Here is a 22200-nt window from a genome sequence, read left to right on the forward strand (position 1 = left end):
GGCGTCGCTTGATGCGACCCGAAAGGGCCGTTATAGGATGCGCCTCCTGCGAAGCTCCCATCGTCTAGCGGTCTAGGACGTCGCCCTCTCACGGCGAAAACAGGGGTTCGAGTCCCCTTGGGAGCGCCAAGCGCTTGTCGACCAACTTGTCCAAGCGGCCCTGCGCGCGGTCAGGCTATTCCCACTCCAGCTCCTTGTAGGCCTGGGTGGCGTTTCGGCTGTTGTAGTCCGAAAACAGCGCCCAATTGTCCTTCTCCGACGCGCCGACCGTTTGGATCGCCTCGTCGATCGACTTGCCGTCCTTGATCGCCTTGCGCGTCTGATCGCGCAGAACGGTGAGGTAGCGGCGCAGATCTCCGAACGCTTTCTGGTCCACCGTCACGGGTCCATGACCCGGCACGATCGTCTTCGCGCCCAGGGCCTCGAGCCCGTCGAGCTCCTTCAGCCAGCCGAGCAGGCTGCCGTCGAGCGAGGGCACGCGCTTCACGAACAGCAAATCGGCCGGAAACAGCAGGCCGGACGACAGATCCATCATCGAGAGGTCGCAGTCGGTGTGCGCCGTCCTATGCGCCTGGAAGGCGAACTTGCGGTCGCCAAGGTCGACCTCTCCGCCCTCCGGGCCGATCTCGCGCGTCGGCATGACGACCGGGCCGACATTGCCGGCCCCGAGAACCTCCGAAAGCTTGTCCTTGTAGAAGGCGCCGCGCGCCTCGAGCGCCGGCTTCAGCCTAGCGTGGCCGATGAAATCCGGCCTGTCGTCCACGAACGCGCAGGCGCCGAAGCTGTGGTCGGGATGCACGTGGCTCAGCACCACGTGGCGGATCGGCCGGTCGGTCTTCTGCCGGATCTGGTCGCGCAGCCATTTTCCGTCGGCAAGGCTGCCGCCGGAGTCGGTGACCAGAACCGCATCCTTTCCGATGACGAAGCCGATATTGGCGATCGCGTCCGCGTTTCCGGGCGCGGCGTCGACGTCGAGCCCCCGCCTGACGAACACGCCGGGCTGGATCTCCTGGACGCCGGCCGCCTCGGCTGCAAAGCCCGCTCGCGGCAGGCAGCAGAGGCAAAGGCCGCCGAGCAGAAGGTCGCGGCGGCTCGTCCGGAGTCCTGATCCGCGCTCCATCCCGACCTCCCTGATGCGCCGAACCTGCATCGAGCCCAGCCTGTGATTGGCTCTACGGACTAGTAGAGCCCCGCAAGCTGATCAACCCATCGCCCAGCGGGCGCGCTGGCCAAGGCCACCGGCTTCGCCAACAAAGCGCGGCCCTCAGGCAAGGAACCGGCGGAAGCGCCAGAGCGCCAGCAGGAAGAGCAGAGCCCCTATGGCGAACAGCGCCGCAAACTGCGGCCAGACGACGTCGAGGCCGGCGCCCCGGAACAGGATCGCCTGGGCCAGCACGACGAAATGCGTGTTCGGCGCCGGCAGCATCAGCAGCTGGATCGCCTCCGGCATGCTCTCGCGCGGCGTGACCGCGCCCGACAGCATCTGAAGCGGCAGCAGCACCAGCACCAGCAGCAGGCCGAACTGGGGCATCGCGCCCGCCAGGGTCGCCAGGAAGATCCCCATGCAGGTCGTCGCGAACAGATGCAGCGCGGTGGCCGCGAGGAACAGCGCCATGGACCCCTGGATCGGCACGTGCAGCAGCCCCTGCACCACGACGATGAGCGCAACCGCCGAGGCCGCCAGAACCACGAGGCCCATCGACCAGATCTTGCCGAGCATGATCTCGACGGGCGTGACCGGCATCACCAGCAGATGCTCGATCGTGCCGTGCTCGCGCTCCCGGATCAGCGCCGCGCCGGTCAGGATGATCGACAGCATCGTGATCGACGAAATCGCGTTGGTGACGGCGCCGAACCAGCTCTTGTTGAGCTGCGGATTGAAGCGCGCGCGAAGCGCGAGATCGACCGGCGGCGTCTGCGCGCCGCGGTGGCGCTCCAGGAAAGCCGAGACCTCGCCTGAGGCGATCGACTGCACATAGCCGCCGCCGGTGAAGGCCTGGGACATCCGCGTCGCGTCGATGTTGAGCTGCAACGTGGGCGAACGACCGGCGAGCAGGTCGCGCTGGAAGTCGGGCGGGATGTCCAATGCGAAAGTGTCGAGCCCGGCGTCCATCCGCGCGTCCATCTCGGCCAGCGAGATGAGCTGCGGCGGCATGAAATAGGGCGGGTAGAACGCAGTGACGATGCGGGAGGAGACCGGCGACTGGTCCTCGTCGACGATCGCGATCGCGGCGCGGTTCAACGTCTCCGGAACCGCACGCGACGCCGTGTAGATCGAGACCGTGAAGGCGTAGGCCACGAGCGCGAGCAGCATCGGGTCGCGGATCAGCCCGCGCAGTTCCTTGACGCCGAGCTCGATGACGTGCGCGAGGCGCATCCCCTCACCTCGCCTGCTTCTTCAGGAGAAACGCGGTGAACAAGAGCAGCGTCGGTATCGCGATCAGCAACGGCAGGTAGGCGCTGGCCAGGTCCGAAAAACCAAGCGCCTTCGAGAACGCGCCGCGGGTGATCGTCACGAAATAGGTCGTAGGATAGATCCGCCCGATGACGGCTCCCGCGCCCTGAAGCGACGACACGGGATCGATCATCCCGGAGAACTGGGTCGCCGGGATGATGGTGATCAGCGTCGTGCCGAAGATGGCCGCGATCTGGCTGTTCATGAAGGTGGAGGTCAGCAGGCCAATGCCGGTCGTCGCGGTGACGTAGAGCGCCGCCGCCGCCGCGAAGGCGAGGAAGCTGCCGGTGAACGGCACGCCGAAGCCATAGATCGCAAACGCGGTCAGCAGCAGGAAGTTGAGAAAGCCGAGCACGACGTATGGGAGCTGCTTGCCGACCAGGAATTCCAGACGGCTCACGGGCGTCACATAGAAATTGATGATCGAGCCGAGCTCCTTCTCCCGCACGATGCTGAGGGCCGCGAGCATCGCGGGGATCAGCATCAGCAACAGCGGGATCACCGCCGGCGCCATGGCGACGATGCTGCGGACATCGGGGTTGTAGCGATAGCGGAGCGCGAGCTGGAAATCCCCGAGGCTCGCTGCGCGGCCATAGAGCTCGCGCGCCTTCTGCTCCAGCCAGCCTGAGTGCATCCCCTGCACGTAACCGCGGATGGTCTCGGCCCGCGCCGGCATCGCGCCGTCGATCCACGCGCCGATCTCGACGGTTCGTCCGTGTTCGACGTCTTGGGCGAAGTTCGGCGGGACCTCGATTGCGAGGCTCAGTTCGCCCGCCCGCATCCGGCGGTCGAGATCGGCGTAGCCGCCGAGAGGCGGCCGCTCCTCAAAGTAGCGCGAGCCGGCGATCTGCTGGACATATTGCCGGCTGACGGTGGTGTCGTCCCGGTCGAGAACCGCGAAGGACAGGTTCTCGACATCCATGTTGATGCCGTAGCCCATGACGAACATCAGGATGACGCTGCCGAAGATCGCGAGCGCCGCCCGGATGGGGTCGCGCGCGAGTTCCACCGCCTCGCGACGGGCGCAGGCGAAGACCCGTCGGGGGGCGAAGCTTCGCCTCGCCTGACGAGGCGGCGCGACAGCCGGCAGGAGATCCGCGGCGGGCGGCGGCGCGAGCGCCGCGGGCGCCCCGATGGCCTCCTCGAGATAAGCGATGAACGCCTGTTCCAGGTCGGCCGCGCCACGCGCCGCGACGATCGCCGCGGGACGATCGCTGACCAGCACCTTGCCGGCGTGCATCAGCGAGATGCGGTCGCACAGCGCCGCCTCGTTCATGAAATGGGTGGAGACGAAAATCGTCACGCCGTCGCGACGCGACAGCTCGGCGAGTATTCGCCAGAAGGCGTCGCGCGCGACCGGATCGACGCCCGATGTCGGCTCGTCGAGGATCAGGATTTCCGGCGAGTGCGCCATCGCGACCGCCAGAGACAGCCGCTGGCGTATGCCCAGCGGCAGCGCGCCGGGAAGCGCGTCCGCGAGACCCGCAAGGTCGAACCGGCGGATCATCTCGTCGACCCGCGCAGGGATCGCCGCGGGGTCCATGTCGAACAGCTTGGCGTGCAGTTCGAGATTCTGCCGGACGGTGAGTTCGCCGTAGAGCGAAAAGGCCTGCGACATGTAGCCGACGCGGCGGCGCGCATTCATGTCCTTAGGATCGAGCTCGCGACCGAACAGTCGCGCCGCGCCCTCGGTCGCCGGCAGCAGGCCGGTCAGCATCTTCATCGTCGTGGTCTTGCCGCAGCCGTTCGACCCCAGGAAGCCGAAGATTTCGCCGCGTTCGATGCGGAAACTCACCCGGTCGACGGCGACGAAGTCGCCGAAGCGCATCGTCAGGCCCTCGGCCTCGATCGCGACGGCGGCATCGGCGCGCTGCGGCCTCGGCGGGATCACGACCGCGGCGTGTCCTGCGCGCCTTTCCTCAGGCAGCAGCGCGATGAAGGCGGCGTCAAGCGTGGCGGCGCCTGTCCGCTCCAGCAGGTCGCCTGGCGTTCCGGCCGCGAGGACGCGCCCGGCGTCCATCGCGACCAGCCAGTCGAAGCGCGCGGCCTCCTCCATATAGGCGGTGGCGATCACCACGCTCATGCCCGGGCGCTGGGTCCGGATCCTGTCGATCAGCTCCCAGAACTGGCGGCGCGACAGCGGATCCACGCCGGTGGTAGGCTCGTCGAGGATCAGCAGGTCCGGGTCATGGATCAGAGCGCAGCAGAGGCCGAGCTTCTGCTTCATGCCGCCCGAGAGCTTGCCCGCCGGACGGTCGGCGAAGGGCTCGAGACCCGTGCTTTTCAGCAGTTCCGCGATCCGCCGCTGCCGTTCGCCCCGGTCGTGGCCGAACAGTCGGCCGAAATAGTCGATGTTCTCGAACACCGACAGGGTGGCGTAGAGGTTCCGGCCGAGGCCTTGAGGCATGTAAGCCAGACGGGAGCATGTCCGTCGCCGGTGGGCGGCGCTCGCCATGTCGCCGCCGAGCGCCTCGACCGTCCCGCCCTGGATCCGTCGCGCGCCGGCGACGAGCGACAGCAAGGTCGATTTCCCGACCCCGTCCGGGCCGATCAGCCCCACCATCTCCCCGGAGGGAAGATCGAGCGTCACCGCATCGAGGGCGCGCCGGCGGCCATAGCTGAGCGAGACGTCGCGCAGCCGCGCGGCCGGCGCGGCGCGCGGGGCGGCGACGCTCATTCGACGAGCGGTCCGCCGACCGCCGCCGGCCATGAGGCGTCGCGGTCGATCAGCACATAGGCGACGCCGGGCAGCCCCGTCTTCACCTGCTGGATATGCCTGCGAAGCAGCTCTGGCGGGATCTGCGCCTTGACCCGGAACATGAGCTTCTCGCGCTCCTCCTGCGTCTCGACGGTTTTTGGCGTGAACTGCGCGACATCGGAGACGAAGGTCGCCCGCGCCGGGATGACGTATTGCGGCGCGGCGTCGAGCACGAGCCGGACTTCGGCTCCGAGCGCCACGCGTCCGGCCTGTGCGGTCGGCAGGAAGAAGGTCATGTAGACATCGCCGAGATCGACGAGGTTCAGCACGCGGCCGCCGGCGGACAGGACCTCGCCCGGCTGCGCCACCCGGTACTGCACGCGTCCATCGCGCGGCGAGACCAGCGTGCTGTCCTCAATGTCGGCCGCGATGCTTTCGATCGCTGCCTTCGCGGCGTCGACGGCGGCTCCCGCGTCGACCACCTGCGCCTTGGCGGCGCTGATCGCGGCCTCGGCGGCTGCGAGCTGCGCTTCGGCCGCGCTCATCGCAGCCTTAGCGCCGCGCGCCGTCGCCCGGTCATCGTCCAGCACCTGGAGCGAAACGTTGTCGGTCTTGGCGAGTTGCTCGGAACGCGCCTGCCTGCGGCTGGCGGCGTCGAGCTGCGCCGCGCGCTGCGCGACCACCGCGACCGCCGCCTCACGCTCCGCCTGGCGCTGCGTGACGAGGCTTTTCGCCGTGTCCACGCTGATTGTCGCCCGCTGCAGCTGCGCATCCGCCTGACGGCGCTGCGCCTCCAGCTGCTTGGTGTCCATGCGCGCGAGCGGCTGACCGGCCGAGACGAAGTCGCCCTCGTCGACCAGGATTTCCTGGATGCGGCCCGGCGTCTTGGTCGACACGTCGATCTCGACCGCCTCGACGCGGCCATTGCCGCTCGCCACTCCGGGCGGCAGGCCGTGATCCGCCAGCTTCGTCCACGCGAAATAGCCGCCGGCCGCCGCCGCCGCCACAAGGCCGGCGGCCAGAATGCGCTTTGCTGGAATCATCCGCCCGCTCCCGCGATCGGTCTCTCTTGGACCCGAGCGCGCGAACGGCCCTTGAGCTGAGTCAATCGACGCCGCAAAGGCTCGGCCGAGGTCCGGCGATGATGGGGCGCCGGTGGCGTCGGCCTTCGGGCGCGGCTATGCAGCCGTTAGGCAATCCGCCAGGACGGCGCGAGCGTGACCATGTCCTCTGGACCCCAGATTTCCCTGTGCGATCTCGCGGCCGGAAAAGCGGCGAGCTTCGCTCCGGCGCCCTTTTGGTGGGACGCCGCGCCGCCCCAGACGGGTTCTTGGCCGGAGTTGCCGGAGCGGACCGACGTCCTGGTGGTCGGCGCCGGCTTCACCGGCCTCTCCGCGGCGCTCGTGCTGGCGCGCGCCGGCCGGCGGACCCTCGTGGTGGACGCGGGCGTCCCGGGCTTCGGCGCCAGCACCCGCAACGGCGGGCAGGTCGGCAGCGGCAACCAGAAATTCCGCGTCCGCGACCTGATCGCGATGAAGGGGGAGCGGAAGGCGGTCGAGCTGCTGCGTGAAGGCGTGGCGATGCTCGACGGGATCGAAACCCTGATCGCTCAGGAGAAAATCGACTGCGGCTTTACGCGCTGCGGCCGCTTCCGGGGCGCCGTTCGTCCCGCGCATTACGACGCCATGGCGCGCGACATGGAGGACCTTGCGCGCCATGCCGGCGTCGACTTCGAAATGGTTCCGCGCGGGGCGCAACGCCGTGAAATCGGAACCGACGTTTTTTACGGAGGCGCGCTGCTGCCGATGGACGCGAGTCTGCATCCGGGCCGCTACCATGCCGGCCTGATGCGTCGCGTGACGGAGGCCGGCGCGGTTTTGAGGGGCGAGGCTGCGGTGCGCGGCGTGTCAGCCGAGACCGATCATTTCCGCGTTCGCTTCGACGGCGCCGAAGTCCGGGCTCGGAACGTACTGATCGCGACCAACGGTTACACGCATGGCGTCGGGGCGCATTTCGACAGGCGGATCGTACCGGTCGTCTCGGCGCAGATCGCCACGGGGCCGATCCCGCAGGACCTCTTCGATCAGGTGACGCCGACCCGGCGGGTCTACGGCAACTCCAACCGCGTGTTCTATTACTTCCGGCCCGCGCCGGGCGAGAACCGGCTGATCTGGGGCGGACGGGCGAGCCATCTGGCGCGCGAAAACTCGGCGGCCGCCTACCGTCACCTCGCGCGCGACCTGCTGCGCGTCTTCCCCGACCTTAAGGACGTGCTGGCCACGCATGGCTGGACCGGCCGGATCGGCTACACCTTCGACGAGTTTCCGCATCTCGGCCGCGCGCCTGATGGCGTGCATTACGCGATGGGCTATTGCGGCACCGGCGTTTCGCGCGCCACCCATTTCGGCCGCAAGATCGCCCTCCAGATGCTGGGCCGCCCGGAGGGCCGCAGCGCCTTCGACGACATGGCGTTCCCGAGCCACCCGCTGCACATGTTCGCCCGGGCCGCCGTCCCCATGGTGGAGCTCTGGCGCCGCGCCCGGGACGCCACGGGATTCTGACGGGTCGGCCGCTCTGCGGGATCGGCCGCGCCCTCGGCCGGCGGCGGCGCAAACGAAAACGCCGCGCTCTTGCGAGCGCGGCGTTTCTTCATTCGGCTGGGTCCGCTAGAGGCGGACGCCGCTCACTTCAGCTTGTTGAACGAGGTGTCGAAGGACAGCTTGGCGATGAAGATGTCGCCGCACCAGTTCTTCAGACCGAAGCCCGCCGGGGTGCACTCGGCCTTCTTCAGGTCGGCGCCGCTGTAGCGGAGGTCGAGGGTCGCAGCCTTGTAGGTCACGCCGCCGCCCGCGTTCCAGGTCAGGTAGTCGATGCCGGCGTTGTAGCGCGTGCGCTCAACCCACTGCTTGCCGAACTCGCCCGACACGTAGAAGCCGAGGTCCGGCATCGAGTCGACCGCGAAGGCGTACTTGGCGACGCCCGAGAGGTAGGTGGCGTTGGCCTTGGTGTTGATGAAGTCGCTCGACCAGTAGATGGTCGGGCCGACCGTCAGGCCGCCAAAGGTGACCGCCGGCTTGGCGAAGATTTCCCAGTAGTCGGTCTCGCGAGCCGGACCCTTCTCGCCCGGGTACCAGTAGTACAGACCGCCGACGTCGAGCGAGAACCAGTCCCAGCTGTGACGCAGGCCGCCATACAGATCGACTTCCGCCGACGGATCCGAGAGGCCGTACTTGCTGGAGAAGTCGACGCTGGACATCCACACGCCGCCATAGACCCAGTCGAACGCCTGGAGTTCGGCGTAGCCCTGGACCGCCGGGTTGTTCTTGCTGTTCGTGATGCCGCGGAACACATAGTTCGTCACGGCGGCGACGCCGAACGCCACGTCCCAGTTCGGGGTGACGGAGGCTTCCACCACCGGCTCCGGCATGGCGAGGTCAGCGGCGGAGGCCGAGCTCACGATCATCGATCCGGCCGCGACGCCCATCAGCGCCTTGATTGCAAGCCCGGCGAATTTGTTCATTTGAGTTCCCCGATTCATAAGTACGCTCAGTCGGTTGACTGTAAAAATCCGGCCCCGGGCTCCGAAAGTCTAGCCTGATTTTTAGGCGCGACCTTGCTTGTCAAGCATAGATGCCTTTTTGCCACAGCCGGGATAAGCCAAAGTTTTTGCTGAGGAAACGCCATATTTGATCGCCGTTGAAGCTCTTAACTTCAAATTACGACGGCCTAGCCGGACCGCAAACAGAGCGCCGGAACCTCGCCGTATACCGGGGCCTTTCGCGGCATGACCATCCCAGCAGCCCCGATCGCAAGAGCGCGCTTGATCGTTTGAGAATTATTGGCCTGCCTTCGCGAACAGACGGAGTTGAAACGTATCGATAGCGGCGCAGACGCCGCGCGCGCCCCGGCCGTCTCGCTGGACGATCGAGACGCGCCGGCGTGAAAACGCGCGCGGCGCCTATTTCGGGAGCCCCGATGATCTGGTTTTAGGCAGCCGCGCCGCAGCAATTTCTGACGCAGGCGCAGCGAAACCTCAGTCCCGGACAAAAAAGGCCGCGCCAAGCAGGGCTTGGCGCGGCGCGGGAGCCGAGGGAGGGCTCAGGGGAAAAGCGGTGGTTCAGCAGTCGAGCGTGTTGTCGCGCTCCCACTGCGTCAGATGACGCGCGTAGGCGTTCCATTCCTGCGTCTTGAGCTTCACGTAGGCGGTGATGAACTCCTCGCCGAGCGCGCCCTTCAGGACGTCCGACGCCTGCAGCTCGCGAAGCGCGTCCATCAGGTTGAGCGGCAGCGCCTTGCCGTTCGTGCAGAGGTGGCCCTCTGTGTACATGTTGACGTCGCTGCGCTCGCCGGGATCGCGCTTGTTCTCGATGCCGTCGATGCCGGCGGCCAGAAGCGCAGCCTGCAGCAGGTACGGGTTGGCCGCGCCGTCGGGGAGCCGGAACTCGAACCGGCCTGGATCCGGAATCCGGATCATGTGGGTGCGGTTGTTGCCCGTGTAGCTGACCGTGTTGGGCGCCCAGGTCGCGCCCGAAACCGTACGGGGCGCGTTGATGCGCTTGTAGGAGTTCACGGTCGGATTGGTGATCGCGCAGATCGCGGCGGCGTTGTGCATAAGGCCGCCGATGAAGTTGTAGCCGAGCGGCGAGACGCCGAGTTCGCCGCCATCGTCCTCGAACATCGCCTTGCCGTCGTTCCACAGCGAGACATGCGCGTGGCAGCCGCTGCCCGTCAGATTGACGAACGGCTTCGGCATGAAGGTCGCCCGCAGCCCGTGCTTCTCGGCGATCGACTTCGCCATGTATTTGAAGAACGAGTGCTTGTCGGCGGTGGCGAGGGCGTCATCGAAGGCCCAGTTCATCTCGAACTGGCCGTTCGCGTCCTCATGGTCGTTCTGGTACGGCTTCCAGCCGAGCGCCAGCATGGCGTCGCAGATCTCGGTGATGACGTCATAGCGACGCATCAGAGCGAGCTGGTCGTAGCAGGGCTTGTCGTGCGTGTCGGCGGCGTCGCTGATCGCCGAGCCGTCGGCGTTGGTCAGGAAGAACTCGCACTCCACGCCGGACTTCATCTGGAAGCCCATTTCACGGCCGCGCGCCATCAGGCGCTTCAGCGTGTTGCGCGGAGCGTGCTCGACCTCCTTGCCGTTCATCCAGAGGTCCGCCGCCAGCCAGCCGACCTCCGGCTTCCAGGGGAGCTGGATCAGGCTGGCCGGATCAGGCTTGGCGAACAGATCCGCGTCCGCCGGCGTCATGTCCAGCCAGGTCGCAAAGCCCGCGAAACCGGCGCCGCTTCGCTGCATGGAGCCGATCGCCGCGGTCGGCACCAGCTTGGCGCGCTGCGCGCCGAACAGGTCCGTGTACGAGATCAAAAAGTATTTGATTCCGCGGTCGCGCGCGGCCTCCGCAAGATCAGCAGCCACCTCAGTTCCCCCGATTGTCCCGACATGTGCGTTCAAGACCGACTCCTCTCGTTCCCTGCGGGAGGTCACCGTCCGCCGGAGGGGAGGCCCCCTGAACTGGCGGCGGGCCTCCTTCTATTATGCGTTCAGAAACGCCCGTCCTGGCCGGGCACCCAGTTCGTTCCCGCGAGCGGGACCTGCGCCATCGCGGCGGATTCGAGGGTCAGCGCCACGAGATCCTCGGGCTCGAGGTTGTGCACGTGGCTCTTGCCGCAGGCGCGCGCGATGGTCTGCGCCTCGAGCGTCATCACCGCCAGGTAGTTCGCGAGCCGGCGACCGGCCATCACCGGATCCAGACGCTTCATGAGCTCGGCGTCCTGCGTGGTGATGCCGGCCGGATCGCGCCCCTCGTGCCAGTCGTCATAGGCGCCGGCGCGGGTGCCGAGAGCCTCGTACTCGCTCTCCCACTTCGGATCGTTGTCGCCGAGCGCGACCAGCGCGGCGGTGCCGATCGCGACCGCGTCGGCGCCGAGCGCCAGCGCCTTCGCGACGTCAGCCCCGTTGCGGATGCCGCCCGAGACGATGAGCTGCACCTTGCGATGCATGCCGAGGTCCTGAAGTGCCCTCACCGCATTGCGGATGCAGGCGAGCGTCGGGATGCCGACATTCTCGATGAACACTTCCTGCGTGGCGGCGGTGCCGCCCTGCATGCCGTCGACCACCACGACGTCGGCGCCGGCCTTCACCGCAAGCGCGGTGTCGTAATAGGGCCGCGAGGCGCCGACCTTCACATAGATCGGCTTCTCCCAGTCGGTGATCTCGCGCAGTTCCTCGATCTTGATCTCGAGGTCGTCCGGTCCGGTCCAGTCCGGGTGCCGGCAGGCGGAGCGCTGGTCGATGCCTTCCGGCAGCGTGCGCATCTTGGCGACGCGCGGCGAAATCTTCTGACCGAGCAGCATGCCGCCGCCGCCGGGCTTCGCGCCCTGGCCGATCACGACCTCGATCGCGTCCGCCTTGCGGATGTCGTCCGGGTTCATGCCGTAGCGCGACGGCAGGTATTGATACACGAGCGTCTTGGAATGCCCGCGCTCCTCCTGCGTCATGCCGCCGTCGCCGGTGGTGGTGGAGGTGCCCATCTGGGACGCGCCGCGGCCGAGCGCTTCCTTGGCCGGGCCCGACAGCGAGCCGAAGCTCATGCCGGCGATCGTGATCGGAATCTTGAGCTCGATCGGCTTCTTGGCGAAGCGCGTGCCGAGCACGACTTCGGTGCCGCAGCGCTCACGGTAGCCCTCGAGCGGATAGCGCGAGATCGAGGCGCCGAGGAACAGCAGGTCGTCGAAATGCGGGACCTTGCGCTTCGCGCCGGCGCCGCGGATGTCGTAGATGCCGGTCGCGGCGGCGCGACGGATCTCCGACAGGGTGTAGGCGTCGAAGGTTGCGGATTCACGCGGCAGCGTGCGCGGCGCGACGGGGGCTTTGACGTGCTCGTTCATGTCGCCCTCAGTAGTTCGACGCGTTGTCGACGTGGAAATGGTAGAGGTTTCGCGCCGAGCCGTAGCGCTTGAACTCAGACGGATCGATCTCGCCGTCGACGCCCGCGAGCTTGAAGCGTTCGAAGAGCTGCTGCTTGTGCTCGTCCCGCATCTCCTTCTCGATGCAGTCCGCGCCGAGGCTCTTCACCGAGCCGCGCACATAAAGCCGCGCCTCGTAGATGGAGTCGCCGAGCGCCTCGCCGGCGTCGCCGAACACGGTGAGCGTGCCGGCCTGGGCCATGAAGGCCGACATGTGGCCGACGGAGCCCTTCACGACGATGTCGATGCCCTTCATCGAGATGCCGCAGCGCGCGGCGGCGTTGCCGTCGATGATCAGCGAGCCGCCATGCGCAGTCGCTCCCGCCGCCTGGCTGGCGTCGCCTTCGACATGCACAAGACCCGACATCATGTTCTCGGCGACGCCCACGCCGGCCGAACCCTTCACCAGGATCGTGGCCTGCTTGTTCATGCCGCCGCAGTAATAGCCGACAGGACCGTCGACCTCGATCGTCACCGGCGCGTCGACGCCGGCGGCGATGGCGTGAAGTCCCCCCGGATGCGTGATGCGCCAGAACAGGGCGTTAGAGCCCTGCTTCAGCCCATGCAGCGCAGTGTTCAGTTCGCGCACCGTGGAGCGCGACAAGTCAAAGGCGTTGCTCTGCGCGCCTGCGTTCATGAAACGGCCTCCCCTCTCTGGCTGCTCTCAGGCGGCCGCACGTTCCCAGAAATAAACCTTGGCGGGCTCGGGCTCCCAAACCTTGGCGTTCTCGATGCCCGGCAGATTGGCGAGCGCGCGATACTCCGAACCGAAAGCGACATATTTGTCGGTCTCGGCCATCACCGCGGGCTTGCAGGCGATCGGGTCGCGCAGCACGCCGAAACCGGTCTCGGTGCCGACCACGAAGGTGTAGAAGCCGTCGAGATCGTTCAGCGAGTCCTCGAGCGCCTCGCCGAGGCTGCGGCCCTGCGCCATGCGCGCGGTCAGGTAGCCGGCGGCGACTTCGCTGTCGTTGTCGGTCTGGATCTTGACGCCTTCGCGCTCGAGATTGCGGCGCACGCCGCGATGGTTCGAGAGCGAGCCGTTGTGCACGAGGCACTGATCGGCGCCGGTCGAAAACGGATGCGCGCCGTTGGTGGTGACGGCGCTCTCGGTCGCCATGCGGGTGTGGCCGATGCCGTGCGTGCCGGACATCTCCGCAAGCTTGAAGCGGTTCGCGACGTCGGTCGGCAGCCCGACTTCCTTGTAGAGCTCCATCCGGGCGCCGGCGCCCACGACGGTGACCTCGGGGGCGAGCTTCACGAGCGACGCGCGGATGTCGGGCTCCCAGGCTTCCGGGATCGACAGAACGGCGTGCGTGGCGCGCTCCGTGAGATGCACGTCGGAGCCGAGCTTCTCCGCCAGCGCGGCGAAGTCATAGCCCTCAGGCCCGCGCAGGGTGAGCTTCACCCGCCCCGCCTCGCCGGCGCCGTAGACGGCGAAGCCCGCCGAATCCGGCCCGCGATCGCACATCACGTCGAGCATCGAGCTCAACATCTCGCCGAGCTTCGGCTCGAGCGACTTGTCCTTCAGGAAAATTCCGACGATCCCGCACATGGGCGTGGGGCTCCGATCTCAAGGAAAACGGCCCGCGAGGGCGTGGATCGGAAGCTACCGAGCGCCGCTGATGCCGTCAACGGTCTGGAAAAAAAAATTCTTCAGAAGAAACTTTTGAGGGCGCCGGAGCCGCATCGCTCGTCGGTTGAGCGCCTCCGCCCTGCTTCAGTCCTTCTCGTACATGATGATGGACAGATAGGTCATCGGCTTCGCCACCAGCCGCTCCGGCCCGTGCGGCGCGCCGGAATCGAACAGCAGCGAATCGCCGGGCTTCAGGTGATAGCTGTTGCCGGCATGGGCGTAGATCACCTCGCCGCTCAGCATGTAGATCAGCTCGGTGCCCTCGTGCTGGAAGGCCGTGTAGGGCGCGGCGTCTTCGGTCAGCGTGATCAGATATGGCTCGACCGCCACCTGGCCGCCAAGCATATGACCCAGCAGCTCGTATTTATGGCCGACCTTGGTGCCGCGGCGCTGGATGACGACGCCCTGCCCGGCCGGCACGTAGGAACAGTCCCGGCGTTCCTCGAATTCCGAGAACAGCAGGCTGATCGGCATGTTGAGCGCGGTCGCAAGCGTCTGCAGCGTCGTCAGGGACGGCGAGATCTGACCGTTCTCGATCTTCGACAGCATGCCGGTCGAGACGCTGGCGGCCGCCGCAAGCTCGGCGACCGTCAGGCCCATCTGCTTGCGGTGATGCCTGATCTGCAGCCCGATCGCCTGTTCGAGCGTGCGCCGATCCGCAGGAGCGGGCGCGCCTGAGCCGGTGACGTAGGGCTCGTCCTCCGAGACGACGCTAAACGGCGGCTCGGCGGCAGGCGAGCGTTTGGCGGCGGCCTGCGCGTCAGCGGTCCTGTCAGCCATGGCGACCTTTCCTCACAGGAAACTGGTCGCCACGCTAGCGAAACTGTCCGCAAACCCCAAGCCCGGCGACGCCGGGGGTGCGGGGCCTTCAGCCGCCGAGGCGGGCGTCGATGCCGCGAGAGCGCCCGGCTTCCACCAGCCAGCGCCACAGTGTGGCCGCGTAGGTGCGGAACATCACGATCTCGTAGGTCGGCTCGTCGCCGACCTGCCAGAGCGTGACCGCGATGGAGGCGGCGTGCGTGACCGCGGCGTCGCCGCGCTGGAAGGCGCGGGGATGCAGATCGATCTGCACCAGCGTCGCCAGCGTTTCGCGCGCCTTGGGCCCCGAGAGCCTGAAGACGGCCCGGCCATCAGACTGGTCGGCGACAGCGGCCGGCAGACCAGAAAAGTCTGTGCCCACCGTCGAGGCGGCCAGCCATTTGCCCGGCCCGACCCCCACGAAGGAGACGGCGCCGGAGCTCACCCGCTTCGGCCCGTCGGGCAGGTCGACCCCATAGGCGGAGCTCACCGCCTGCGTGAGTTCGGCCTCGCGGCCCTTGAGGGCTGCGACGGAGGCGAGCGTGAGGTCAGGGATTTCGCGGAGCACGACGCCGGGCTCGCCGGCCGGCGAGGCGGGCGGCGCGACATGCGCGCGGAGCGGCGAGCGGGCGACCAGGGGCTCAGGCACGGAGACGCGCTCCTTCGGGATCGACGAACACGGGAGAAACCACCTCGACCTCGATGTCGCCGCCGCGCACCGGGTCGTAGGCGCGGACGATCTCGCCCATCCGCTCCGGGCCGCGGGCCAGGAAGCCGAGGCCGATCCAGTGGCCGTTGCTGGGCGAATAGGCCGTCGAGGTCATGTAGCCCTGATCATTGGCGGCGCTCGGCGTCTCGCCCCGCGGCACGAAATGAGCGCCGGAGCGCAGCCGGGCGGAGCGATCCACCGGGCGGAAGCCGACCAGCGACGGGCGCTCGGGATCCTGGAAGGCCTCACGGCCCGACAGCGTGCGGCCGATGAAGTCCTTCTTCTTGGACAGCATCTTGCCCATTCCGAGATCGGCGGCGGTGGTGTTGCCGTTGAGCTCGGGACCGGCGGCGTGGCCCTTCTCGATGCGCATGATGGCGAGCGCCTCGGCCCCGTAGGGGCAGATGCCGAACGGCTCGCCGGCCTTGATGATGGCGCGGATCATGGCGTCGCCGTAACGCGCCGGAACCGCCAGCTCATAGGCGAGCTCGCCCGAGAAGGAGAGCCGGAACAGCCGCGCCTTCACGCCGCCGCAGACCGTGAGCTCCTTGGCGCCCATATAGGGCAGAGCTTCATTGGAGACGTCGAAGCCCTCGTCCACCAGCGCGGCGACCACGTCGCGCGACCGCGGGCCCGCGATGGCGTATTGCGCCCACTGATCGGTCACCGAGGAGAAGTGGACGTCCAGCTCCGGCCACAGCCATTGCTTGCACAGCTCGAGGTGACGCATGACGCCGCCGGCGTTCGCCGTCGTGGTCGTCATATAATAATGCGTCTCGCCGAGCCGCGTGGTGGTGCCGTCGTCCATCGCGACGCCATCCTCGCGCAGCATCAGCCCGTAGCGCGCTTTGCCGACGGCGAGCGAGGAGAACGCGTTGATGTAGACGCGGTCGAGGAAGACACCGGCGTCCGCGCCCTGGATGTCGATCTTGCCGAGCGTCGAGGCGTCGTAAACCCCGACCGCGGTCCGCACCGTATTCACTTCGCGCACGGCCGTCTCGAACCAGTCCTTCTCGCCCGGGCGGGGGAAGTAGGCCGCGCGCATCCACTGGCCGGTCTCGGTGAACGCCGCGCCCTGCTCCTCGGCCCAGAAGTGCGAGGGCGGCAGCCGGGTCGGGCGGAACTCCTTGTGGCGATGAGCGCCGCCGAGCGCGCCGATCGCGACCGGCGTGAACGGCGCCCGCGCCGCGGTGATGCCGGTTTCGGGGATCGAGCGGCCGGTGATCTCGGCCATCAGCGCGAGGCCGAGCACGTTGGAGGTGCGGCCCTGGTCGGTCGCCATGCCGAGCGTGGTGTAGCGCTTGAGGTGTTCGACCGACTTGAAGCCTTCGCGCGCCGCGAGCTCGACGTCGGAGACCGTGACGTCGTTCTGGAAATCGACGAAGGCCTTGCCGCGCTTGACCGGCGAGCGCCAGGGACCGCGACCGTGCGTGTCGCCCGGCTCAGGATCCGTGGCGGGTATGTCGACTGCGCCGGCGGCGAACCCGCAGGCCTCGGCTGCCTCCGCGCCAGCCTTGGCGCCGGCGGCGAGAGCCTCGCCGAGCCCATAGGCGCCGCCGGCGGCCCCGGCGACCTCCATGCCGACGGGGCGAGCGCCGGGCAGGAAGGCCGCAAGACGATCGTCCCAGACCGGCCTTGCGCTGAGGTGCGTGGTGAGCTGGATCGACGGGTTCCAGCCGGCCGAGACGGCGATCAGGTCGCACTCGACCTTGAAGCCGCGGCCGCGGCCGTCGACGATCTCGCAGCCCTTCAGGGAGCGGCCGCCATAGGCGCGGGCGATCGCGCCGCCGAAGATCAGCGAGGCGCCCGCGGCGCGCGCCGCGGCGTGCAGCGCAGGCGCGTCGCCGCGCGCGTCGATCACAGCCGCGATCTCGCAGCCGGCGGCGGCGAGGTCAGCGATGGTGGCGGCGGCGTCGTCATTGTTGGCGTAGACCACGGCGCGCTTGCCGGGCGCGACACCGAAGCGGTTGAGATAGGTCCGCACCGCGCTCGCCAGCATGACGCCGGGCGTGTCGTTGCCGCCGAACGGGATCGGCCGCTCAAGCGCGCCGGCGGCGAGCACAGTGCGTTTCGCCACGATGCGCCACAGCCGCTGGCGCGGCTGGTGCGCCGCCGGCTCGCGCATGTGGTCAGACACACGCTCCAGCGCGGCGTAGACGCCGTCGTCATAGACGCCGACCACCGGCGTCCGGCGCAGAACCGTCACCTCCGGCAGGCTCTCGAGCTCGGCCGCGGCATCCGCCGCCCAGGCCGATGAGGCCTTGTCGCCGATCGTGCGGCGATCGGAGTTGAGCCTCCCGCCGAGCGCGAAGTCCTCCTCGGCGAGGATCACGCGCGCGCCCGAGCGGCCGGCGGCGAGCGCCGCCGCGAGGCCGGCCGGGCCGCTGCCGATCACCAGCACGTCGCAATGCGCCGTGATCTTCTCGTAGGAGTCCGGGTCGGCCTCGCCGGAGAGCCGGCCGAGGCCGGCGGCGCGCCGGATCATCGGCTCGTAGAGCTTCTCCCAGAACTTCGCCGGCCACATGAAGGTCTTGTAGTAGAAGCCGGCGACGAAGATCGGCGCGGCGAGCTGGTTCACCGCCATCACGTCGAAGGCGAGCGAAGGCCAGCGATTCTGGCTGGTCGCCTCGAGCCCGTCATAGAGCTCCGCGACCGTCGCCTTGGCGTTCGGTTCGCGGCGCGCGCCGGAGCGCAGCTCGACCAGCGCATTTGGCTCCTCGGAGCCGGCGGTGAGCACGCCGCGCGGCCGGTGGTATTTGAACGACCGGCCGACGAGCTTGACGCCATTGGCGAGCAGCGCCGAAGCGAGCGTGTCGCCGGAATGGCCCGCGTAGCGCCGGCCGTCGAAGGTGAAGCCAATGGTGGAGGCGCGGTCGATCAGGCCGCCGGCGGCGAGACGGTTCGACTGGGACATCACTCGGCCTCCGACAGCCGCGCGGCCGCGACGTCGCGCGCCGCCTCGACCTGATCGATCACATGCGTGCGCACGTTGCGGGTCACGACCAGCCAGGACTGGCAGCCGAGCGCGTGCTGCCAGAGCTCCCGGTGCAGGCCGGCCGGATTGTCGCGCAGATAGACATATTCGACGAAGGCCGGCAGCGCGTCCGGCGCGTCGGCGTTCGGCCGCTTGACGGTGGCGTCGCCCAGATAGGCGAATTCGTCGACGCCGCGCGGTCCGCAAAAGGGGCAGGCGATGCGCATGGCGATGGGCTCTCAGTGAAGGTTCGGCTGCGCGCCCATGCCCTTCTCGTCGATCGTCCGCCCGGTGGCGAAACGGTCGAGTCGATAGGCGGCGGCGACCGGGTGCGGTTCGTCGCGGGCGATCAGATGGGCGAGGCAGTGGCCGGCGGCCGGCACGGCCTTGAAGCCGCCATAGCACCAGCCAGCGTTGAGGTAGAGGCCCTCGACGGGCGTTCGATCGATGATCGGCGAGCCATCCATCGACATGTCCATGATGCCGCCCCAGGAGCGCAGCAGCCGCACCCTGCCGATCGCCGGCATCAGCGCCATGCCGCCCTCGCAGACGTCCTCGACGGTCGGCAGGTTGCCGCGCTGGGCGTAGGAATTGTAGCCGTCGATGTCGCCGCCGAACACCAGGCCGCCCTTGTCGGACTGGCTGATGTAGAAGTGCCCCGCGCCGAAGGTGCAGACCGTGTCGATGAACGGCTTGATGCCCTCGGTCACGAAGGCCTGCAGCACGTGGCTCTCGATCGGCAGGCGCATGCCGGCCATCGCGGCGACCCGCGAGGAGTTGCCCGCGCAGGCGAGCGCGACCTTCTTGGCGCCGATGAAGCCGCGGCTGGTCTCCAGCCCCTGAATGCGGCCGCCCTCGATGCGGAAGCCGGTCACTTCGCAGTTCTGGATGATGTCGACCCCGCGGCCATCGGCAGAGCGCGCGTAGCCCCAGGCGACCGCGTCGTGCCGCACCGTGCCGCCGCGCTTCTGGCGCAGCGCGCCCTTCACGGGGAAGCGGGCGTTGTCGTAGTCGAGCATCGGCAGGATGCGCTTGAGCTCCGCGACGTCCATCAGATCGGAGTCGACGCCGTGCAGCCGCATGGCGTTGCCGCGCCGGGCATAGACGTCGCGCTGGCCGTCCGAATGGAACAGGTTGATGACGCTGCGCTGGCTGATCATCGCGTTGTAGTTCAGGTCCTGCTCCAGACCCTCCCACAATTTCATCGAGTGTTCGTAGAAAGGAATATTGCCCGGCAGCAGGTAGTTCGAGCGGATGATGGTGGTGTTGCGGCCGACATTGCCGCCGCCGATCCAGCCCTTCTCGACCACCGCGACATTGGTGATCCCGAATTCCTTCGCCAGATAGTGCGCCGCCGCGAGGCCATGGCCGCCGCCGCCCACGATGACGACGTCATAGGCGGCCTTGGGCGCGGCGTCGCGCCAGGCCGGCTTCCATCCGGTGTGGCCGCGCAACGCCTCGCGCAGCACCGAGAAGATCGAATAATGGTCCGTCGACATGAAGAGCGTCCGCTGCCGTTACGCAGCCACGCTCCCGCGGGGAGCTTGCGCGCTCAACATAAATCGAACTTATAGGCGCTTCGCTGAGGCCCCCGGACGCGCAGCATGGCGACCCGCTCCGACGACCTGCCCTTTGATCTCCGCTCGCTCTCGATCTTTCTCGCGGTCTGCGACGCAGGCGCGATGGCGGTCGCGGCGCGGCGGCTCGGGCTCACCCAGCCCGCCGTCTCGATCGCGATCGCCGAACTCGAGAGTCGGATCGGGGCCGCGCTGTTCGACCGCGCAGTGCGCCCGCTCGCGCTCACGCCGGCCGGCGCCCTGCTGCGGCAGCGCGCGAGCGCCCTGCTGTCGGAGGCCCGCCAGATCGCCCCGATGCTCCGCGAGGTCGGCCGCGGCCGGCTGCCTCTGGTGCGCGTCGGGCTGGTGGACTCGCTGTCCCGGGCCGTCGCCGCGCCGCTCGCGCGCTTCCTGTCGGGCCGCGCCGACGAGGTTTCGATCTTCTCGGGCTTGACCGCGGCGCACGCCAGCGCGCTGGTGACGCGCAATCTCGACGTGATGATCGGCGTCGACGACCTCGGCGACATCAGCGGCCTGGAGCGCTGGCCGATCGTGGCGGAGACTTACGTCCTGGTCCTGCCGAAGGATGAGCCGCCGGTTCGGACGCTCGCGGAGCTGGAAACGGTTACCAGCCGGCTAAAGTTCGTCCGCTTCAGCGCGCGCTCGAGCACCGGCGGCGACATCGACCGCCATCTCCGCCGGCTCGGGCTCGAACTGCCACGGGGGCTGGAGTTCGACACGCCGGCTGGCGTCACCGCCATGGTCGCCCAGGGCGGGCACTTCGCGATCACCACGCCGCTCTGCGTGCTGGAGGCGAAGGACGACATCTGCAACCTCGCCTTCGCGCCGACGCCGGGTCCGCAGCTCCGCCGCCAGCTCACTCTGGTCGCCTATCGCCACCAGCTCGGGCGGCTTCCGCTGGAGATCGCCGAGCTGGTGCGCGGGCGCCTCGCGGCCGAGGCCCTGCCGGCGATCGAGGCCGCGGCGCCTGGGCTTGCGGCTGCAGTCACGGTCCTCTAGCGGAACATTCGCCGCGCCAAGCGCTTGAACCGTCGTTCAATTTCCGACGAGGTTCGACATGACAGACATTCCGCCGCGCCGCGGCGCCGGCCCGCAGGAACCTGCGCTGCCCCGCAGCGAGCAAAGGACGAACCGGGGCGCCCTGAAGATCCTGATCGCGCTGCTGGTTCTCGCCGTCGTCGCGGCCATCGTCTACTACGGCTACGTCCAGCCAGACGCGACGCAAGGCAAACTGCTCTGATCCAAGGATAGACACGAAAAAGCGCGGCGGATCTGATCCGCCGCGCTTCTCGGTCAAAGCAGAGAACCCGCTTACGCGGCCTTCTTGTTCACCTTGGCCTGCGCTGCGCGGTTCAGAAGCTGGTCGGCGTTCTTCTCTTCCTTCAGCGTCTCCTCGAACAGCTTGACGGCGTCAGGCATGCCGAGCTGACCAGCCCAGCTCGCGAGCGTGCCGTAGCGCGCCATCTCGTAATGCTCGACGGCCTGCGCGGACGAGATGAGGCCGGCGTCGAGGGCGGGACTGCCCTTGAACTCGTCCATGATCTCCTTGCCCTCTTCGACCAGCCCCTGCATCGCCTCGCACGGCTTGCCCTGCGGCCGCTTGCCGAGCATTTCGAAGACCTGCTCGAGGCGCTGGATCTGGCCGTCCGTCTCTTCGCGGTGCTGCTCGAAAAGCTGGCGCAGCTCGTCGGATTCCGCCGCCTTGCTCATCTTGCCGAGCGCCCGGAGGATCTGCTTCTCGGCGTGGTAGATGTCCTTGAGCGTGTCGAGGAAGAGGTCTTCCAGAGTCTTCTCTTTGGTCGCCATTTTTGTTTCCCGGCCCTTTTTAACGAAGCGCGCCTGACGCCCCAGAGCGCCGCGCGGCGGCCCATCGCCGCTGTGCCGATACAAAGCGGAAGGCCGGCGGATCGTTCCGCGCGCCGATCGCTCCCGGGGGAGCGCGACATCTCCAGCGCAGCTGCGACGGAAAGGTATCCGGTTGAGGAACATTCCATCGAGCGCGCGCTTTCGACGGAGGAAGTTGGACGCCTGCGGGCGCGCTGCGATCCTTACGAGGCGAGGAGTCATCGATGTTCGGTCACCGCAAGGTGCTGCTCGCGCCGTTCGTTCCGCGCGCCCACGGCGCGCCGCCCACGCCGGTTCCGGCGAAGGCGGCGGACTAGTCCCTTTTCCGTTTCCTCCCCCACCTCGCGGGCGCTTGGGCGCCCGCCTTTTTTTTCGGAGCGCTCTCATGGCCAGTTTCGATCAGGACGTCGTCCGTTCCACCTTCGTCGTCGGGCTGCGTGACGCGCACGCCGTCGAGAACCAGGCGCTGTCGCTCATCGACCGCCAGCTTGACCGGCTGAGGAACTATGATGAGGTCGCCGAGCAGCTGCGTCGTCACC

18 protein-coding genes and 1 tRNA gene are annotated in these 22200 nt (G+C 68.1%); 4 read left to right on the top strand and 15 right to left on the bottom strand.

All coding sequences use genetic code 11. The annotated features are described in order from the left end of the window. Window positions 1-53: 53 nt before the first annotated feature. Window positions 54-129, top strand: a tRNA-Glu gene (locus tag VM780_RS00815). Between the two features lie 46 nt (window positions 130-175). On the opposite strand, the gene VM780_RS00820 is transcribed toward VM780_RS00815, so the two are convergent. The 4 genes from VM780_RS00820 to VM780_RS00835 all read right to left on the bottom strand — a co-directional run bounded on the left by VM780_RS00820 (window position 176) and on the right by VM780_RS00835 (window position 6196). Continuing rightward, complete coding sequence (locus tag VM780_RS00820) at window positions 176-1150, bottom strand: quinoprotein relay system zinc metallohydrolase 2 (protein ID WP_325444116.1); 975 nt, start codon at window positions 1148-1150, stop codon at window positions 176-178. 114 nt (window positions 1151-1264) lie between these two features. Continuing rightward, window positions 1265-2377: an ABC transporter permease gene (locus VM780_RS00825; protein ID WP_325444118.1), complete on the bottom strand. Its 1113-nt coding sequence runs from the start codon at window positions 2375-2377 to the stop codon at window positions 1265-1267. 4 nt (window positions 2378-2381) lie between these two features. Continuing rightward, window positions 2382-5132: a ribosome-associated ATPase/putative transporter RbbA gene (gene rbbA / locus VM780_RS00830; protein WP_325444120.1), complete on the bottom strand. Its 2751-nt coding sequence runs from the start codon at window positions 5130-5132 to the stop codon at window positions 2382-2384. Next, window positions 5129-6196 carry an HlyD family secretion protein gene (locus VM780_RS00835; protein ID WP_325444122.1) on the bottom strand — a complete coding sequence of 356 codons (1068 nt, stop codon included), beginning with the start codon at window positions 6194-6196 and terminating at the stop codon, window positions 5129-5131. Before VM780_RS00835 ends, rbbA begins: the two co-directional genes overlap by 4 nt. A 180-nt stretch (window positions 6197-6376) precedes the next feature. Between VM780_RS00835 and VM780_RS00840 the strand changes: the two genes are divergently transcribed. After that, window positions 6377-7714, top strand: a complete 1338-nt coding sequence (locus VM780_RS00840) for an FAD-binding oxidoreductase (RefSeq protein WP_325444124.1) — start codon at window positions 6377-6379, stop codon at window positions 7712-7714. A 122-nt stretch (window positions 7715-7836) separates the two neighbouring features. Here VM780_RS00840 and VM780_RS00845 read toward each other — a convergent pair whose 3' ends face one another. The 10 genes from VM780_RS00845 to VM780_RS00890 all read right to left on the bottom strand — a co-directional run bounded on the left by VM780_RS00845 (window position 7837) and on the right by VM780_RS00890 (window position 19738). Continuing rightward, a complete protein-coding gene (locus VM780_RS00845; RefSeq protein ID WP_325444127.1) occupies window positions 7837-8673 on the bottom strand; it encodes a TorF family putative porin in 837 nt (278 codons plus the stop codon). A 597-nt stretch (window positions 8674-9270) separates the two neighbouring features. Beyond that, entirely contained in the window at window positions 9271-10572 is a 1302-nt protein-coding gene (glnT, locus tag VM780_RS00850) for a type III glutamate--ammonia ligase (RefSeq protein ID WP_325444129.1), read from the bottom strand. A 125-nt stretch (window positions 10573-10697) separates the two neighbouring features. Then, window positions 10698-12044 carry an FMN-binding glutamate synthase family protein gene (locus VM780_RS00855; protein ID WP_325444131.1) on the bottom strand — a complete coding sequence of 449 codons (1347 nt, stop codon included), beginning with the start codon at window positions 12042-12044 and terminating at the stop codon, window positions 10698-10700. A 7-nt stretch (window positions 12045-12051) separates the two neighbouring features. Beyond that, the gene (locus tag VM780_RS00860; protein WP_325444134.1) at window positions 12052-12759 is read right to left on the bottom strand and encodes a protein glxC; all 708 of its coding nucleotides are present in this window, start codon (window positions 12757-12759) and stop codon (window positions 12052-12054) included. A 27-nt stretch (window positions 12760-12786) separates the two neighbouring features. Next, window positions 12787-13677, bottom strand: coding sequence for a glutamine amidotransferase family protein (locus VM780_RS00865; protein WP_325444136.1), 891 nt, complete (start codon window positions 13675-13677; stop codon window positions 12787-12789). Between the two features lie 165 nt (window positions 13678-13842). Next, entirely contained in the window at window positions 13843-14538 is a 696-nt protein-coding gene (locus VM780_RS00870) for a helix-turn-helix domain-containing protein (protein ID WP_325444138.1), read from the bottom strand. Between the two features lie 88 nt (window positions 14539-14626). Continuing rightward, complete coding sequence (locus tag VM780_RS00875; RefSeq protein ID WP_325444140.1) at window positions 14627-15205, bottom strand: sarcosine oxidase subunit gamma; 579 nt, start codon at window positions 15203-15205, stop codon at window positions 14627-14629. Continuing rightward, window positions 15198-18179 (bottom strand): sarcosine oxidase subunit alpha family protein, encoded by a 2982-nt coding sequence (locus VM780_RS00880; RefSeq protein ID WP_325444142.1) that lies wholly within the window; start codon window positions 18177-18179, stop codon window positions 15198-15200. Before VM780_RS00880 ends, VM780_RS00875 begins: the two co-directional genes overlap by 8 nt. Continuing rightward, a complete protein-coding gene (locus tag VM780_RS00885) occupies window positions 18179-18466 on the bottom strand; it encodes a sarcosine oxidase subunit delta (RefSeq protein ID WP_325444144.1) in 288 nt (95 codons plus the stop codon). The genes VM780_RS00880 and VM780_RS00885 overlap by 1 nt, the downstream gene beginning before the upstream one ends. Before the next feature lie 12 nt (window positions 18467-18478). Further along, entirely contained in the window at window positions 18479-19738 is a 1260-nt protein-coding gene (locus tag VM780_RS00890; RefSeq protein ID WP_325444146.1) for a sarcosine oxidase subunit beta family protein, read from the bottom strand. Between the two features lie 105 nt (window positions 19739-19843). Here VM780_RS00890 and VM780_RS00895 point away from each other — a divergent pair, with 105 nt between their 5' ends. Continuing rightward, window positions 19844-20815 carry a LysR family transcriptional regulator gene (locus tag VM780_RS00895; protein WP_325444148.1) on the top strand — a complete coding sequence of 324 codons (972 nt, stop codon included), beginning with the start codon at window positions 19844-19846 and terminating at the stop codon, window positions 20813-20815. A gap of 58 nt (window positions 20816-20873) precedes the next feature. Continuing rightward, the gene (locus VM780_RS00900) at window positions 20874-21056 is read left to right on the top strand and encodes a hypothetical protein (RefSeq protein ID WP_325444149.1); all 183 of its coding nucleotides are present in this window, start codon (window positions 20874-20876) and stop codon (window positions 21054-21056) included. Between the two features lie 71 nt (window positions 21057-21127). Here the strand turns inward: VM780_RS00900 and VM780_RS00905 are convergent, their stop codons facing one another. Further along, a complete protein-coding gene (locus tag VM780_RS00905) occupies window positions 21128-21622 on the bottom strand; it encodes a ferritin-like domain-containing protein (protein ID WP_325444151.1) in 495 nt (164 codons plus the stop codon). Window positions 21623-22200 lie beyond the last annotated feature (578 nt).

The organism is Hansschlegelia sp. (assembly GCF_035538955.1).
Classification (GTDB): Bacteria; Pseudomonadota; Alphaproteobacteria; order Rhizobiales; family Methylopilaceae; genus Methylopila.